The 15,637-nt window shown below is 62.4% G+C and carries 13 protein-coding genes and 1 pseudogene; 10 read left to right on the forward strand and 4 right to left on the reverse strand.

Annotation, left to right across the window (positions count from 1 at the left end; genetic code table 11):
• Positions 1-8: 8 nt before the first annotated feature.
• The 10 genes from ACGHX3_RS16055 (at position 9) to ACGHX3_RS16100 (ending at position 12,067) form a co-directional block, all read left to right on the forward strand.
• Complete coding sequence (locus ACGHX3_RS16055; protein WP_056881657.1) at positions 9-3,197, forward strand: efflux RND transporter permease subunit; 3,189 nt, start codon at positions 9-11, stop codon at positions 3,195-3,197.
• A gap of 81 nt (positions 3,198-3,278) precedes the next feature.
• The gene (locus ACGHX3_RS16060; protein ID WP_394695583.1) at positions 3,279-4,175 is read left to right on the forward strand and encodes a cation diffusion facilitator family transporter; all 897 of its coding nucleotides are present in this window, start codon (positions 3,279-3,281) and stop codon (positions 4,173-4,175) included.
• 91 nt (positions 4,176-4,266) lie between these two features.
• Entirely contained in the window at positions 4,267-5,886 is a 1,620-nt protein-coding gene (locus ACGHX3_RS16065; protein WP_255357667.1) for a phosphoethanolamine transferase, read from the forward strand.
• A gap of 108 nt (positions 5,887-5,994) precedes the next feature.
• Entirely contained in the window at positions 5,995-6,366 is a 372-nt protein-coding gene (locus ACGHX3_RS16070) for a diacylglycerol kinase (protein WP_056881660.1), read from the forward strand.
• 22 nt (positions 6,367-6,388) lie between these two features.
• Positions 6,389-7,129: a hypothetical protein gene (locus ACGHX3_RS16075; RefSeq protein WP_155944762.1), complete on the forward strand. Its 741-nt coding sequence runs from the start codon at positions 6,389-6,391 to the stop codon at positions 7,127-7,129.
• Between the two features lie 63 nt (positions 7,130-7,192).
• Positions 7,193-8,896, forward strand: a complete 1,704-nt coding sequence (locus tag ACGHX3_RS16080; RefSeq protein WP_081420486.1) for a glycosyltransferase family 39 protein — start codon at positions 7,193-7,195, stop codon at positions 8,894-8,896.
• Between the two features lie 63 nt (positions 8,897-8,959).
• On the forward strand, positions 8,960-10,114 hold the full coding sequence (locus tag ACGHX3_RS16085) for an IS30 family transposase (protein ID WP_054663587.1): 1,155 nt from the start codon (positions 8,960-8,962) through the stop codon (positions 10,112-10,114).
• Between the two features lie 75 nt (positions 10,115-10,189).
• Positions 10,190-10,924: a glycosyltransferase family 2 protein gene (locus tag ACGHX3_RS16090; protein WP_056881663.1), complete on the forward strand. Its 735-nt coding sequence runs from the start codon at positions 10,190-10,192 to the stop codon at positions 10,922-10,924.
• Positions 10,921-11,304: a lipid-A-disaccharide synthase N-terminal domain-containing protein gene (locus ACGHX3_RS16095; protein WP_056881664.1), complete on the forward strand. Its 384-nt coding sequence runs from the start codon at positions 10,921-10,923 to the stop codon at positions 11,302-11,304. Before ACGHX3_RS16090 ends, ACGHX3_RS16095 begins: the two co-directional genes overlap by 4 nt.
• A 127-nt stretch (positions 11,305-11,431) precedes the next feature.
• Positions 11,432-12,067, forward strand: coding sequence for a phosphatase PAP2 family protein (locus ACGHX3_RS16100; RefSeq protein ID WP_162108746.1), 636 nt, complete (start codon positions 11,432-11,434; stop codon positions 12,065-12,067).
• Positions 12,068-12,175: 108 nt separating this feature from the next.
• Here ACGHX3_RS16100 and ACGHX3_RS16105 read toward each other — a convergent pair whose 3' ends face one another.
• The 4 genes and pseudogenes from ACGHX3_RS16105 to ACGHX3_RS16120 all read right to left on the reverse strand — a co-directional run bounded on the left by ACGHX3_RS16105 (position 12,176) and on the right by ACGHX3_RS16120 (position 15,495).
• Positions 12,176-13,138, reverse strand: a complete 963-nt coding sequence (locus ACGHX3_RS16105; protein WP_056881665.1) for an arsenic resistance protein — start codon at positions 13,136-13,138, stop codon at positions 12,176-12,178.
• Positions 13,135-13,545: an FTR1 family protein gene (locus ACGHX3_RS16110; protein ID WP_394697313.1), complete on the reverse strand. Its 411-nt coding sequence runs from the start codon at positions 13,543-13,545 to the stop codon at positions 13,135-13,137. The genes ACGHX3_RS16105 and ACGHX3_RS16110 overlap by 4 nt, the downstream gene beginning before the upstream one ends.
• Before the next feature lie 87 nt (positions 13,546-13,632).
• Positions 13,633-15,069, reverse strand: a pseudogene (locus ACGHX3_RS16115) (FTR1 family protein); the annotation flags it as partial.
• Between the two features lie 60 nt (positions 15,070-15,129).
• A complete protein-coding gene (locus tag ACGHX3_RS16120) occupies positions 15,130-15,495 on the reverse strand; it encodes a helix-turn-helix transcriptional regulator (protein ID WP_056881667.1) in 366 nt (121 codons plus the stop codon).
• Positions 15,496-15,637: the final 142 nt, after the last annotated feature.

Below are 15,637 nucleotides of genomic sequence, written 5' to 3' on the forward strand. Positions count from 1 at the left end.
AGACCGTCATGCTCGAAAAAATCATAAAAGTCGCGATTAATCATCGCTGGCTGGTCATGACGTTGACGGTGGCCTTGATCGCCATCGGCATCTGGAGTGCCCGTCAGATCCCTATCGATGTCACCCCCGACATCACCAACGTCCAGGTTCAGATCAACACCGAAGCGGCCGGTTACTCGCCACTGGAGGCCGAGCAACGCGTCACGTTCCCCATCGAGACGGCCATGGCCGGTCTGCCGAAGATGGAGTACTTCCGCTCGATCTCCCGCTACGGGCTGTCCCAGGTCACCGTCGTGTTCAAGGACGGGACGGACATTTACTTTGCGCGTCAGCAGGTCTCCGAGCGCGTGGCGCAAGTGAAGGCGCAAATGCCCGAAGGTATCGAACCCACCCTGGGTCCGATTGCCACCGGTATGGGCGAGATCTTCTCCTACACCATCGATGCCGATCCCAAAGCCCGCAAACCCGATGGCACGCCCTACACCGCCACCGATCTGCGTACGCTGCAAGACTGGGTGATTCGTCCGCAACTACGCAACGTTCCGGGTGTGACCGAAGTCAACACCATGGGCGGCTTCAAGCGTGAGGTTCACGTCACGCCTGATCCTGCCAAGCTGCGCTCGCTGGACCTGACCTTTGAAGATGTAGTGACGGCCCTGCAGGCCAACAACCAGAACGTGGGCGCCGGCTACATCGAACGTAACGGCCAGCAGTTCCTGGTGCGTGTGCCGGCACAGGTCTCGGACATTCCTGCCATTCAGAAGATCGTCGTCACCCGTCGTGACGGTGTGCCCATTCGGGTTCGTGATCTGGCCAATGTGGCCGACGGTGAAGAACTGCGTACTGGTGCGGCAACCCAGAACGGCCACGAGGTCGTGCTCGGCTCGGTGGTCATGCTCGTGGGCTCCAACAGCCGTGACGTCTCCCAAGCCGCGGCCGCCAAGCTTCAGGAAGCGGCCAAGAGTCTGCCCAAGGGCGTTACTGCCACGCCGGTGTACGACCGTACCTCGCTGGTGGATCGCACGATTACCACGGTCGCCAAGAACCTGATCGAAGGCGCGTTGCTGGTCATCGTCATCCTGTTCCTGCTGCTAGGCAACTTCCGAGCTGCTCTGATCACGGCTGCGGTGATTCCACTGTCGATGCTGTTCACCTTGACCGGTATGGAGCGCGGTGGCGTGTCGGCCAACCTGATGAGCCTGGGCGCACTGGACTTCGGTCTGATCGTCGACGGCGCGGTCATCATCATCGAGAACTGCCTGCGTCGCTTTGGCGAACGTCAGCATGAACTCGGGCGTGAGATGACGCTGGAAGAGCGTTTTGAAGTGGCCTCCAGCGCATCGGCCGAAGTGATCCGACCGAGCTTGTTCGGTCTGGGCATCATCACCGCCGTCTACCTGCCGATCTTTGCCCTGACCGGTGTGGAAGGAAAGATGTTCCACCCGATGGCCATCACCGTGGTGCTGGCGCTGACGGGCGCGATGATCCTGTCCCTGACCTTCGTGCCCGCTGCCGTGGCGATGTTGCTCGGTGGCAAGGTCGAAGAGAAAGAGAACTGGCTGATGCGCTGGTTCCGTGGGCGCTACGAACCTTTGCTGGATCTGAGCCTGCGTAGCGGCAAGCTGGTGGCCATCGGTGCGATCGCCCTGCTGGTTGGCAGTGGGCTGCTCGCCTCTCGCATGGGTAGCGAGTTTGTTCCCAGCTTGGATGAGGGCGACTTCGCGCTTCAGGCCATGCGTATTCCCGGCACCAGCATGACCCAGTCCTTGGGCATGCAACGCATCGTGGAAGAACGTTTGCTGCAGTTCCCAGAAGTGGAGCGAGTGTGGTCGAAGATTGGTACGGCTGAGGTCGCCTCCGACCCGATGCCGCCGTCGGTGGCTGACACCTTCGTGATGGTCAAGCCGCGTGATCAGTGGCCCAACCCGCGCAAGCTCAAGGCGGACCTGGTGGCGGAAGTTGAGGCGGAGATGAAGAAGATCCCCGGCAACAACTACGAGTTCACCCAGCCGATCCAAATGCGTACCAACGAGCTGATTTCGGGCGTGCGCGCGGACGTGGCGATCAACCTGTACGGCGATGACCTGGATACGTTGCTGGAAGTGGGCCAGAAGATCGAGGCCGCCGCCCGCAAGGTACCCGGTGCAGCTGACGTTCGCCTGGAACAGGCTGCTGGCCTGCCCATGCTCTCGGTGCTGCCCGATCGGGATGCCTTGGCACGCTATGGCCTGAATCCGGCTGACGTGCAGCGCAACGTGGCCACGGCCATCGGTGGTGAGGTGGCGGGCCAGCTGTTTGAAGGCGATCGACGCTTCGACATTGTCGTGCGTCTGCCGGAACAGCAGCGCCTGGATCCCACCGCGCTCTCGGCATTGCCCATCTCGCTGACGGCGGCCATCGCGGCCAACCAGGCTGATGAGTCGGTGGGTACGCAGGCCAACGCCGCGCAGGCGCAGGTCGTCCCGCTGAGTTCAGTGGCGCGCGTAGAGATCTCCGAGGGCGCCAACCAGATCAACCGCGAAAACGGCAAGCGACGCATCATCGTGACCGCCAACGTTCGCGATCGAGACCTGGGTAGCTTCGTCTCGGAACTGCAGTCGACTATCGACAAGCAGGTCACGGTACCGACCGGGTACTGGATCGAGTACGGCGGCAGCTTCGAGCAGTTGATCTCGGCCAGTAAGCGTCTGTCCATCGTCGTGCCGGTGACCCTGGTGCTGATCTTCGCCTTGCTGTTCATGGCCTTTGGTTCGGCCAAGGACGCGCTCATCGTCTTCAGCGGGGTCCCGCTGGCCTTGACCGGTGGCGTACTGGCGCTGGCACTGCGCGGAATTCCGCTGTCGATCTCGGCAGGCGTGGGCTTTATCGCCCTGTCCGGTGTGGCGGTGCTCAACGGCCTAGTGATGATCAGCTTCATCCGAAGCTTGCGCGAGAGCGGACAACCCATGGCCGAAGCCATTCGGGAAGGTGCGCTCACACGTCTGCGCCCCGTCCTGATGACGGCATTGGTCGCATCGTTGGGCTTCGTCCCGATGGCGCTCAATGTCGGTGCGGGTTCGGAAGTGCAGCGTCCGCTGGCCACCGTGGTCATTGGCGGAATCATCTCCTCCACGTTGCTGACGCTGGTGGTACTGCCGGTGTTCTACCGGTGGGTGCACACCCGCTTCAATCGCACCCCGGCGCACATGAAATCGTGACAGGGCACGGCGGCGGTGTACGCACCGCCGCCATACCCCGTTCCTAGCCGCTCTTTTGCATCTGTTCTTAGGAGAACACGCATGAGCACAGGGCATGATCATGGAACGTCCGAGATCCGGTACGAGAAGCCCCTATGGTGGGCGCTCGGCCTGACTTCCACGTTCCTCATCGCCGAGATCATCGGCGGTCTGGTAACAAATAGCTTGGCGCTGCTATCCGATGCGGCGCACATGATGACCGATGTCATCGCCCTCACCGTGTCGCTGATCGCGGTGCGTATGAGTCGACGTCCGGCTGATGCTCGCCGCACCTATGGCTATGCCCGTATGGAAGCCATCGGCGCGATCATCAACGGCGGTCTGTTGTTCGTGGTTGCCGGTTACATCCTGTGGGAGGCGGTCGGGCGCTTTCGTGAGCCGCCTGAAGTTGCGTCCACGGGCATGTTGGTCATCGCCACCCTGGGTCTGATCGTCAACCTGATCTCTATGCGTCTGCTACGGGCCGGCAGTGGCACCAGCCTGAATGTGAAGGGTGCCTACCTGGAGGTCTGGAGCGACATGCTCGGATCGGTGGGTGTGATCATTGGTGCGATTGTCATCAAGGTCACGGGCTGGACGCTGGTCGATCCGATCATTGCGGTGTTGATCGGCCTGTGGGTGCTACCCCGTACCTGGACCCTGCTCAAGCAGGCCGGCCATATCCTGATGCAGGGTGTGCCGGAAGGCATGGACGTAGCGGCCATCCGTAAGCGGCTTATCGAGATGCCGGCCGTGCAGGAGGTCCATGATCTGCACGTGTGGTCGCTGGGGACTGGGCAGGTCGTGCTGACGGCTCACATCGTTCTGGCGGCGGGAGTGCCCGATCCGGACACGATCCAAGTCGAACTCTCCCGGGTGATCGAGCAGCAGGTCGATATCCATGATGTGACTTTGCAGGTGGAACGCACTTCGTGCAGAAGCGAGGTGGGCCATGCCTGACCGGAATCGAGCGAGTTTCCGCAAGGTGTTCGCCCGATTCCAAGACACATCGCTCCGAGGTTCAACAAGCGCACACCGTCCGCGTTGGCGGGTGGCGCTGAGCCTGGAGCTGGTCATCCTGATGGTTGCCGTCTTCTTTGCGTTCACCGCAAACGGCGCCTTCTGGGCCAGTGTCAAAGAATCAGGCGTCCTGAGCGGCGCGAGAGAACTGCGTTTCTACATCGGGGTGACCGCCGCCCTGGTCGGCTTGCATGCGTTGCTGTTCGGCTTGGTGCTCAACCGTTGGATTGCCCGACCTGTTCTGGCGGTCCTGCTGGTGGCCACCGCTTCGGCGGCCTACTTCGCTAGCACGTATGCGGTCTATCTGGATCCGAGCATGGTCCGGAACGTGATCAGAACCGATACGCAGGAGGCGCGCGAGTTACTGACGTGGGACATGCTGGGAACCGTCCTGTTGATGGGCGTGCTGCCTGCTGCCGCGTTGTGGCTGGTGCACTTTCCTCGGGTGTCGATCAAGCGAGCGTTGTTGCGGCGGACGTTGTTCCTGGGCGCGATGTTTCTGATTGCATGCGTCGGGGTGATGGCGACGTTCCAGGATCTGTCATCGCTGATGCGCAATGACAAAGCGCTGCGCTACCTGATCGCGCCGGGCAACTACCTGGCGTCCATCACGCGCGTGCTCAGCCAAGAGGCCGGGAGCCCAAAGCTGCCGCGCCAGGTCGTGGCGGCCGATGCCCGGCAGCAGGCGCACGCGCCCTCGACCAAGTCCCACCTGTTGGTGGTCGTGGTTGGCGAGACCGTGCGCGCCCAGAACTGGGGCTTAAACGGCTACGAACGGCAGACCACGCCTCAGCTGTCGAAGTTGAACGTCATCAACTTCAGCGACGTCACTGCGTGCGGGTCCAACACGGAAGTCTCCGTGCCCTGCATGTTCTCCCTTGCTGGCCGGCGCAACTACGACCGCGAGAACATCGTGGGTTCCGAGTCGCTGCTACACGTGCTGGAGCGGGCCGGCGTCAAGACGTTGTGGCGGGACAACCAGACCGGCTGCAAGGGCGTCTGCGATGGTTTGTCCTTCGAGTCCTACCGCAAGCCGCCGGAGAGCTCGCTGTGCGATGACCAGGCCTGCCGTGATGCGGTGATGCTGCAAGGTTTGCACGATGTGATCGATGACAACCCCGGCGACACGGTGGTGGTTCTGCATCAACTGGGCAATCACGGGCCGGCGTACTTCAAACGCTATCCGGAAGCACTCCGTCAGTTTCGGCCTGACTGTCGTTCCTCGGATCTGGGCAGCTGCACGCGGCAAGAGATCGTCAACGCCTACGACAACGCCATCCTGGAAACGGATGACTTCCTGTCCAAGACGATCCAGATGCTCTCGCAAGACACCACGCACGACACGGCGATGATCTATGTCTCCGATCACGGCGAGTCGCTGGGCGAAGGCAACGTCTATCTGCACGGCTTGCCCTACTCCATTGCGCCGGACACCCAGATCAAGGTGCCGATGGTGGCCTGGCTTTCACCGGGCATGGCCAGCGGTAAAGGCGTCAACACCGCGTGCGTGCGTAGTCGGGCAAGCCAGCCGATCAGTCACGACAACCTGTTCCATTCCGTGCTCGGTCTGATGCAGGTCAGCACTACGGCTTACGACCCGAAGCTCGATGTGTTTTCGGGATGCCAGACCACGGCAGGAGCCTCGCCATGAGGCTCCCGTATTGCCCCTCACCTCTCGCCCGGCACCTGTTGCCAGGCCTTCGGCCGCTTCGAACCACGCGCTTGAAGCAGTCACTCACTTCTTCTCAAGGAGTCTCCCATGGCTGACGGTTATGGCCACCTGCCGCGTGGCCCCAAGCGTTTGATGATGGCGGCACGTTGGTCTGCTCAAGGACTGCGTGCGGCTTGGCTGCATGAGTCTTCTTTTCGTCTCGAGGTAGTGCTCGCCCTGGTGCTTGCGCCTTTGGGCCTGCTGCTGGGCGAGACCGGTGTAGAGCGTGCACTGCTGGCCACCACGGTCTTGCTGGTGCTACCGGTCGAACTACTTAACTCAGCGATCGAAGCAGTCATCGAGCGCTACGGCCCCGAGCACCACGAACTGGCCGGCCGCGCCAAAGACATGGGCTCGGCTGCGGTTTTCATGACGTTGGCGGTTACCGCCCTGACATGGCTGGCCATCTTGGCCAGCTGATGTCACCGGGCTGGAGGTTGATATGGCGTACATACTTTTTGGAGCACTGCTCTTTGCTGTGGGCTGGGGCCTGAAATCGGCGATGTCGGTTCCACACCCTGATGGCCTGACCGTCATCCTCAGCAGCACCGTCGTGCTGGTGGGCTCGCTGTTCTGGGTAGTAGTGACGCTGCACGCGCTGGATCTGCTGGTGGCGTTCAGACGCGACGATCGCCGGTACCTGTCTGAGTTCGCTGCGGCGATGCGGCCACGACTGCGTGAGTTGCTGGTGGCAACGCCGGTGATGTTGCTCGGCTTGCTCATCGCCTATCGATCCGTGGGCACCGCCGGCACCGTGGTCGCCGCTTTGGAGGCGCCGTTCTACGCGCTCGCCATCGCGTCGGCGCTGATGGCCAGACCCCTGCAGGCCACGCCCGTGCGTCGGCGACGCACGGGCATCGTGCTGAGCGTGATTTACGGCGCCCTGTTCGCGATCACGGCTGTCTTGCAATCAGTCGTGGCCACCCGTACGGGCATGCAGGGCGCCGCGCCGTGGCTGGGGGTGACGTCGGCCCTGGCCGCGATCGCGGCCTTTGTGTCGGCGGCCAAGTTCAGATCCTCGATCGAGCAGGCACGCGCTCTGTCATCGCCGGTGATCGAGAGCCTCGGCAATCCCTTTCCCAGTCATCAGAACGGGCCGTCCTCTCCCGACAGCCCATCGTCGCGTTTGCGCAAAGGTCCGTCCCCGCCGCATGGCGGGCGAAAGCGTCGACGCCGCTTCTAGATCGCGCGATCCCGCACTGAAGTTCTTGAGTCCTTTTCATCTGTTTGCACGAGCGATACGCCGATGCGTCATTCCCTTAGCGACCTTTCTCCCGGCCAAACCTGGCTCTTGATCCTGCTGGTCATCACGGCGCTGTTGGCGGGCCTGGGGCTACGCGAGCCGATGCCCGCGGATGAGCCCCGCTTTGTGCTGGCGGCCAAGACCATGGTGGAAACCGGCCAATGGCTGTTCCCCTACCGAGGTATTGAGCTCTACGCCGAGAAGCCGCCCACCTTCATGTGGCTGCAGGCGGCCAGTTATGTCTTGGTGCGCAGCTGGGATGTGGCGTTCCTGCTGCCCTCCCTGCTGGCGGCGCTGCTGACGTTGTGGCTGACGGGCGACATTGCCCGGCGCCTGTGGGGCAAGCGCACGACCGACTACACCGTGTTGGGCCTGTTCGTCTGCCTGCAGTTCGTGCTGCAAGCCAAGCGCGCGCAGATCGACATGGTGCTGGTGGGCATGACCACGCTCTCGCTATGGGCGCTGGTGCGCTACCTGCTTGAAAAGCCCAGCCCCTGGCTGCTGATGGTGGGCACCTTCGCCGCTGGCTTGGGCACGGTCACCAAGGGCGTGGGCTTTCTGCCGTTGTTGGTGTTCGTGCCTTGGCTGTGGGTGCGGTGGAAGTCGCCCCACCTCCTGCCCTCGCACCGAGGGGTGCATGTGCTGGCCGGCATTGCGGGTTTTGTGCTGGGCGCGGGTGTGTGGCTGGTACCGATGCTGGCCACGGTGGCGGCCTCATCGGATCCGGCCCTGCACACCTACGCGCGGGAAATGCTGTTCAAGCAGACCGGCACCCGCTACGCCAATGCCTGGCACCACGTAAAACCCGCTTGGTACTACCTACAGACCATGCTCACGCTGTGGCTGCCAGGCGTGCTGCTCGCGCCGTGGTTGCTGCCGGCGTGGTGGCGGCGTGTGCGTCGCGTGGACCCGCGTTACGCGCTACTGCTCGGTTGGGCGCTGCTGGTGCTGGTCTTCTTCAGTGCCAGCCCGGGCAAGCGCGAGGTCTACATCTTCCCGATGCTGCCCGCCCTGGCCATCGCGGCCGCTCCCTTGTTGGCGGGTTTGCTGCGTCGTCGCGGCGTTCGCGCCGTGCTGTGGTCCTACTTGTCGGTAGTGGTCACCGTTACCGCTGCCCTGGGGCTGTGGTTGCTGACCGCCTCACCCGAGCGCGTGCATGGCCTGCTCGACGGCCGCGGCATGGACATGGGCACGGTCAAGCAGGTCAGTGGATGGCTGCTGGGCTTCACCGTCGTGAGCCTGGTTGTGATGCTCGCCGCACGCCGGTGCGTGGTGCTTGCGCTGGTGGCCGTCACCGCCTCGCTGTGGATCACCTATGGCGTGGGGCTCATGCCGGCGCTCAGTCCGGACAGTTCTGCCAAAGCACTGATGCAGCGCGTGGAAACGACCATCGATCTGGATGCCGAGCTGGCCATGCTCGGCTGGCGCGAACAGCACCTGCTCCAGGCCGAGCGATCGGTTACCGAGTTCGGCTTCAAGAAGCCCTGGGTGGAGCAGTGGCAGCAGGCGCACGCCTGGCTCCTGCAGGACCCCACACGACGCTGGCTGTTCCTGCGCAAGGAAGCCATCGGGCCTTGCCTGGATCCAACGCAGGTCATCGACATCGGCGCCTCCAATCGACGCGCCTGGATTCTGGCACCGGGTACGGCCTGGATCCCGGACTGCGAGGTTCCGGCCACGTGGTCAGCCGATGTCAGTGAAGACTGAGTCCGGTGAGTTCAACCCGTCAATGCAACATGATCAACAGTTGCACTGATAGGAGCGAACGATATGGCAAGGATGGGACGGCCCGGCATGTCTCGAGCCCAGAAGCGAGATCTATGGCGACGATGGAAGGGCGGCCAGTCGCTCAGCGACATTGCCCGCTTCTTTGACAAGAATCCGGGTTCGATTTTCGGGGTTCTGGCCGCGCAAGGCGGGATCGCGCCGAGGGAACGTCGCCGATCCGCCCGGTCGCTGAGCTTAATGGACCGCGAAGAGATATCTCGATGCCTAGCTTCTGGCCAGTCGTTTCGCCAGATTGCGCTCAGCCTAGGGCGGCCTACCTCGACGATTAGCCGGGAAGTGGCACGGCATGGTGGCCGTGACCGATATCGGGCCGCACATGCCGATGAGGCCGCTTGGGAGGCAGCCCGGAGGCCACAGTCTTGCCGGTTGGCCGATAACCCTCGTCTGCGCTGGTTGGTGGCTTGCAAGCTGGGCCAGCAGTGGTCGCCGGAACAGATCGCCGGCTGGCTTAAGCTGAGGTTCCCGCTCAACCAGGCACTGCAGGTGTCGCACGAAACGATCTACCGGAGCTTGTTCATCCAGGCGCGCGGCCTGCTCAAGAAGGAACTCCTGGCGCACCTGCGCACGCGTCGCCGTATGCGCCACTCAAAGCTGGCCACCGCGACGCCTCGCGGCGGGATTATCGACGCGGTATCGATTCGGGAGCGTCCGGCGGAGGTCGAAGATCGCGCCGTGCCAGGGCATTGGGAGGGTGATCTGATCACGGGCAGCAACAATTCCCACATCGCGACGCTTGTGGAACGGCACTCGCGCTTCGTGATGCTGGTGAAAGTGAAGGGTAAGGACACCAGCAGCGTCGTCTCGGCGCTGAGCCGGCAAGTGAAAACACTGCCAACCGCGCTGCGAAAATCGCTGACGTGGGATCGAGGCGGTGAGATGGCCAGCCACAAGAACTTCACCGTGGCGACCGACACGCAGGTCTACTTCTGCGATCCGCAAAGCCCTTGGCAGCGCGGTTCGAACGAAAACACCAATGGCCTTCTGCGGCAGTACTTCCCCGACGGCACGGATCTATCCCGCCATTCGCAGGCATTCTTGAACAAGATCGCCAGACGTCTCAACGAAAGACCTCGTAAGACCTTGGGCTTCCAGACGCCAGCCGCTAAGCTGAGCCAAGCCGTTGCGTCGACGGGTTGAACTCACCCCTCCTTCTCCTTTCCCGCACGCCCTTCTACTGAGTCCTTCGCCATGCAAAGCCCGTCGCTGCCCCGGATGCCCAGTCTGTCGGTCGTCATTCCCGTCTTCAATGAACGCGGCAACATCGGCCCGCTCGTGCAGGAGGTGGTGCACCACCTGCGCGGCAAGATCGCCTTCGACATCATCTGTGTGGACGATCGCTCCGACGATGACACACGCGAGGTGCTCGGCTGGCTAAAAGCCGAGGTGCCCGAACTGCGGGTGTTGCTGCACCATCAACGCAGTGGGCAAAGCACCGCCATCCGCAATGGCGTCAAGCACGCGTTCTCGCCCTGGATCGCCACGCTCGATGGCGATGGCCAGAACGATCCAGCCGATATCCTCAAACTGCTAGCGGCTCGCCAAGCCGCGTCACCGCAGGTGCGGCTGTTCGCCGGCTGGCGCACCGAGCGCAAGGACACGGCCAGCAAGCGCTGGGCTTCGCGATGGGCTAATCGCATCCGGCAATCGCTGCTGCGGGATGACACGCCCGATACCGGCTGTGGCATCAAGCTGTTCGACCGCGCTGCCTTCTTGGACCTGCCCTACTTCGACCACATGCACCGCTACCTGCCGGCACTGATGCAGCGCGCCGGCTGGAAGACCCTCAGTGTGCCGGTCTCCCACCGATCGCGGGGATCGGGCCAGTCCAAGTACACCAACCTAGGCCGTGCCCTGGTGGGCATCCGTGACCTGATGGGCGTGGCTTGGCTGATCCAGCGCAGCCACGTGACCGCCACCAGCGAGCTCAGTGCCGGCTCCAAGTCATGAGCGTCATGGACCAGGAAATCCTGTGGCTGAGCTGGACGGGCTTGCACACCACGCCCTGGAAGCTCATTGGCCTGACTGGCGCGGCCTTGTTCGGCGTGCGCTGGCTGGTCCAGTTCGTGGCGTCCAGACGCGCCGGCCGGCCGGTGATCCCGCGCTTGTTCTGGTACATGAGCTTGTGCGGCAGCCTGATGGCCTTGAGCTACTTCCTGTTCTCTTCCAAGCAAGATGCCGTGGGCGTCGTGCAGAACCTGCTGCCCGCCTTTACCGCCGCCTACAGCCTGTATTTGGATATCCGCGTGCACCGAAGGCACGACCGGGCTGGTCGCCAGGGCCAGCAAGCACCGGGTGAAGCGGGCGCGCTGGATCGCCTCAATGACTGAGGAGGTCTCCGCATTCGACACGCGCCCTAGGCCTGTCCCAGAGGCGGCAAGTCCGCCCAACACTCCCATCTCTCTGCCCGCTCACTTCAACGTCTGGTGGGGCCTACTGTTACCGGCCGCCACCCTGATGACGCTCACCGTCGTCCTGACTGGTGAGTGGGACATGCGCGTGGCCTCTTGGGTCTACGCCTGGGGCGACAACGCGTGGAGCTACAAGAACGGGTTCTGGACGGAGCAGATCATCCACAAGGCCGGACGAGCTGTTACCACTGTCGGTGTGCTGACGGTCCTTGTCCTGATCGCCATGACCTACCTTCGCCCGCGCCTTCGGGGCTGGCGAGGACCGGCGATCAGGCTGTTCACCGCGATCGCGATTTCTACGGCGCTGGTGTCCATCCTGAAGCGATACTCGGGGTTGGACTGTCCGTGGAGCATTGCAGGCTTGGGGGGAAGCAACCCCTATCTCACCCTCTTCGACTTCAGGCCATTGAAGAGCGGCTGTTTCCCCTCCGGACACGCTAGCAGTGGATACGCGTGGCTTGCCTTGTACTTCTTCTTTGCCGAGGTCCGCGTCAAGCATAGATGGACAGGGCTGGCGGTGGGCATGACTGTAGGACTTCTGTTTGGCATTGGTCAGCAACTACGGGGAGCGCACTTTCTCTCGCACGATGTCGTGACCGCGCTGATCTGCTGGGTCGTGCCTGCGAGTCTATTCATGCTGCGAGCGCGTCATCGTCAGCCACCACGGGGTGCAGCGGGCTGAGTGCACGACTTTTTCGACGTTATGTCAGCCAATTCCGGATAAAGAATATCGACTCTCAATGAATGTCAACTCTCGTCCAGAAGCGGGGATATCGATACCGATACGAGTCTAGTTCTTGGCTAGGAGGGGTATCGCACGGATATACAGAAGCATCGCGGCCAGTTCGACAATGGTTTGGGTCACGATGACGGCTGGGATGATCGGTAAGGCGTCGGGCACGGCGAGCGCCAACGGCAAAACTACCAACGAGTTGCGAGTTGCTGCTGCAAAGCCGACCGCTCGGCCTGCTGGTGCTGGCAGCTTGAATGCGCGTGCCACGACCAGTCCCAAGATGGGCGCGATGATCGCGAAGGCTAGATAGAAAGGTAGCGCGTCCATAGCAGCGCTTACTGCTAAGCTCAGTTGGGGCGTCACAGCCGCAATGACGATCAGTAGCACAAGTGCCGTGGCTGGCACAGGAAGAAGCCCACCTACACGTGTGAGCGTCGCAATGCCGCTGAACTTTGGAGATAGCGCTTGCAGGGTGGCAGCCAGCGCCATCGGCATGACGATCAAGATGACGAACGCGTGCAGGAACGGTCCTGGTTTTACCAAGCTCGAGGACTCAGCCCCTAGCAGCAGATTCAGATACACCGGCAACAGCAGCATCTGCACAATCAACAGCACGGGTGTGGCGGCCAGCAGTAACGAGGAATCAGACTTCCCAAGGTGCGAGAACGTCACGACATAGTCGATGCACGGACAAAGCAGCACGAACAGCATCGCGATGCGGATCAGAGGATCCCCAGGGAACAACGGCAAGGCCAAGGCCACCAACATCGGTATCACGATGAAGTTGGCCACCAGCAAGGCGCCCATGAAGCGTACGTTCCGCAGCGAGTCCCGGATGCGCGACAGGGGAACCTGGAGGAAGGTCACGAAGAGCATGACGCCCAGTGCAGGGTTGATCGCCGACTCAAGCGCCTCTGTGCCAGGCACCAGCATCGCCAGTACGAATCCGAGCACCAGCGCCACAAAGTAGATGGGCGTCTGGACGTGCTCAAGCCGCTCGCGCGTCAGCTCCCGATTCATGGGGCAGCTACCTCGGATTTGGCGGGCCGATTAGCCAGCCAGAAGCCGACAGCCAGAATCAACGCGGTGGTGATCTGCGCGCCGATGCCCTCAACTGTCGGATACAAGCCCAGCAACTCGACCCGCGGACCACCGTCGAGCCAAGAGATGGGCAAGTAGCCTGCTTCCTGCAGCGCCGAGACGGCCTTGCCGATGAGCACTACAGCCAGCACGGCAATCAGCAGCGAGCTGTACCGGAAGAACTGGCCGATCGGCAAGCGCCGGCTGTATCGCATCATCAACCAGGCAATGACGACCAGAACGATGGATGCCGAAAGGCCGCCAGCGATAACGCTGCTGGCATTGCCTTGGCTCCAGATGGCGGCATAGAACAAGATGGTCTCAAACACTTCCCGATAGACCACCACGAAGATCAGACCCAGCAGGAACAGACCCGACTTCCGGCTCAGCGCCTGACCCAACTTATCGCGTACGTAGCGTTGCCAGTTCTCCGCATGGCTCTTGCCGTGCATCCAAATGCCCACCCACACCAGCACCACCGCCGCCAGCAACGATCCGAACCCCTCGGACAGTTCTCGGCTGGCCCCGCTGATGGAGATGACCCAAGTGGCCAGCACCCACGTCACGATGCCGGCCCCTAATGCCGACACCCAGCCTGCATGGACCCATGGCAGCATTTCGGTCCGCTCGGCTTTGCGCAGCAGTGCGATCATCGCGATAACAATCAGCAACGCCTCCAGCCCTTCGCGGAGCAGGATGGTGAAAGCCGCCACGAAGCTGGCTACGGCCGATGTCTGGCCCTGATCTAGCACCTGTTCGGCTAGGGCGAAGAGATCGTCCAGGGCCGTGACCTGGCCTTGGAGTTCATCGGCAGCCACATTGGCCGCAATACCCGATCGCACGCGCGCCATGGCCGCTTCGATCTTCACCATCAAGGCGTTGTCGCGTGCCGCCAGCAGCGGCTCCACTGGCTCAAATCCGTCCAGATACGCAGACAGTGCCAAATCCTTGGCCTGTGTAGGTTGTCCGGCGCGGTAGGCCGTCATCGCCTCCTCAAGCAATTTGCGCGAGGTCGCCAACGCCGAGCTGACATCCTGTGCCTGTGAGGCGTCCGGATGACGACGCAAGTACGCCACGATGGCTGAGGCCTGTTCTGCCGATCCCACCGTTGTGCCCAATGCGGCGGGCGTAGTGCTGACGTAGGCATCGAAGTTGAGCTTGGCGCGCAGCGCCGCATCGCCTTCAATCAGCTTCTTTCCGGCATCGACCTGATCTTCCGGATACGCCATGGCCCCTACGTAGGTCGCCAGTGCCCAGCGATCCTCGACCGGCAAGCTCGCGTAGCTCACCATCGAGGTGCCTTCCAGGCCTTGGTCGATGACCTGGTAAAGGGCAAAGACGCTGCGCTCCTCGGCGCGCGCGCGATCGGTGAAATCAATCGGTGGGGGATCCAAGCCTGCACCGGCGGGTCCATCACCTGCACCCGAGGGGCCATGGCAGGCCGCACACAGCTGCGCGTAGAGAACCTTGCCACGTCCGTAATTGGGCGATTGCATTGGAAGCAGGGGAATCGGATAGGCCTTCACCAGGAGCGCAGCCAGCGCACGCGCTTGCTCTGCGATCTGCTCAGGCGCAGCTTTTGCCTGGATTGCCCCCTGCAGTGCAGTCGCATCTTGCTTCAACTGCGCGGATTCGGCTTTAGCGGGCAGCTGACCGATGGCCTCGGCAGCGGTCGCCGAGAATTCCTTCATCTCGGCGTACTCAACCTCGTTGACCACCTCGCCCTCGCGGACGGCCTCCCGATAGTCGACGGCGATGTAGTCCAGTAGCCGCCACGTCGTGGGCACGTTCTTCTCGGACGCAAAGGAGACATTGCTATGCAGGAGCGCCGCCAGGCCTGCAAGCACGAGGACGATCGATCGAAAGGTCATGTAGGTATCAACAGTAGGGAGAGGGGCCGGCTGGCGGCTATGCGTGATGGCGGCGGCTGATCACGGCAGTTCGTCAGGTCCCGTGGGACGTCCAGTGCATTGCGCGAACAACTTGATCGCCTTGTCGCAGTAGATGCAGTGCCCATGGCAACAGTCGTGCATCAAGAACGCGACAAGATCCGAGAGCGCGGGGAAGTCCGCGCTGTAGATGATCGATTTGCCCTCTCGGCGAGCCAGCGTTAACCCAGCCTGCTCCAGTTCCTTGAGGTGAAATGACACCCGGGAGGGTTGTGCGCCATCGAGCGCGGCGGCGATCGCGCCTGCAGACATGCCGTCCGCGCCGGCCACGACGAGCATGCGAACGATGCGCAGACGATCCGCATGGGCGATGGCCCCGAATCCCCGTAGCGCCGCGGTCTCGTTCATTTCAATATTTCAACATATGATGAAATATTAGGATGACGGCCACAGCCGCAAACGTCAACTGAGACTCATTCTTGATTGGGGCCGGGCCTACTTGGCTGGCCCTTTCCTCGTAGTGATGCAAGGTGCTCTGGCGAGGCGGCAG

It is taken from the genome of Pseudoxanthomonas japonensis (assembly GCF_043632995.1).
Lineage (GTDB): Bacteria > Pseudomonadota > Gammaproteobacteria > Xanthomonadales > Xanthomonadaceae > Pseudoxanthomonas_A > Pseudoxanthomonas_A japonensis.

Coding starts and splice junctions, on each gene's coding strand:
- ACGHX3_RS16090 (WP_056881663.1), top strand. CDS start 10,190: ATGCCCAGTCTGTCGGTCGTCATTCCCGTCTTCAATGAACGCGGCAAC.
- ACGHX3_RS16070 (WP_056881660.1), top strand. CDS start 5,995: ATGGCTGACGGTTATGGCCACCTGCCGCGTGGCCCCAAGCGTTTGATG.
- ACGHX3_RS16085 (WP_054663587.1), top strand. CDS start 8,960: ATGGCAAGGATGGGACGGCCCGGCATGTCTCGAGCCCAGAAGCGAGAT.
- ACGHX3_RS16055 (WP_056881657.1), top strand. CDS start 9: ATGCTCGAAAAAATCATAAAAGTCGCGATTAATCATCGCTGGCTGGTC.
- ACGHX3_RS16120 (WP_056881667.1), bottom strand. CDS start 15,495: ATGAACGAGACCGCGGCGCTACGGGGATTCGGGGCCATCGCCCATGCG.
- ACGHX3_RS16060 (WP_394695583.1), top strand. CDS start 3,279: ATGAGCACAGGGCATGATCATGGAACGTCCGAGATCCGGTACGAGAAG.
- ACGHX3_RS16080 (WP_081420486.1), top strand. CDS start 7,193: ATGCGTCATTCCCTTAGCGACCTTTCTCCCGGCCAAACCTGGCTCTTG.
- ACGHX3_RS16105 (WP_056881665.1), bottom strand. CDS start 13,138: ATGAATCGGGAGCTGACGCGCGAGCGGCTTGAGCACGTCCAGACGCCC.
- ACGHX3_RS16075 (WP_155944762.1), top strand. CDS start 6,389: ATGGCGTACATACTTTTTGGAGCACTGCTCTTTGCTGTGGGCTGGGGC.
- ACGHX3_RS16095 (WP_056881664.1), top strand. CDS start 10,921: ATGAGCGTCATGGACCAGGAAATCCTGTGGCTGAGCTGGACGGGCTTG.
- ACGHX3_RS16100 (WP_162108746.1), top strand. CDS start 11,432: ATGACGCTCACCGTCGTCCTGACTGGTGAGTGGGACATGCGCGTGGCC.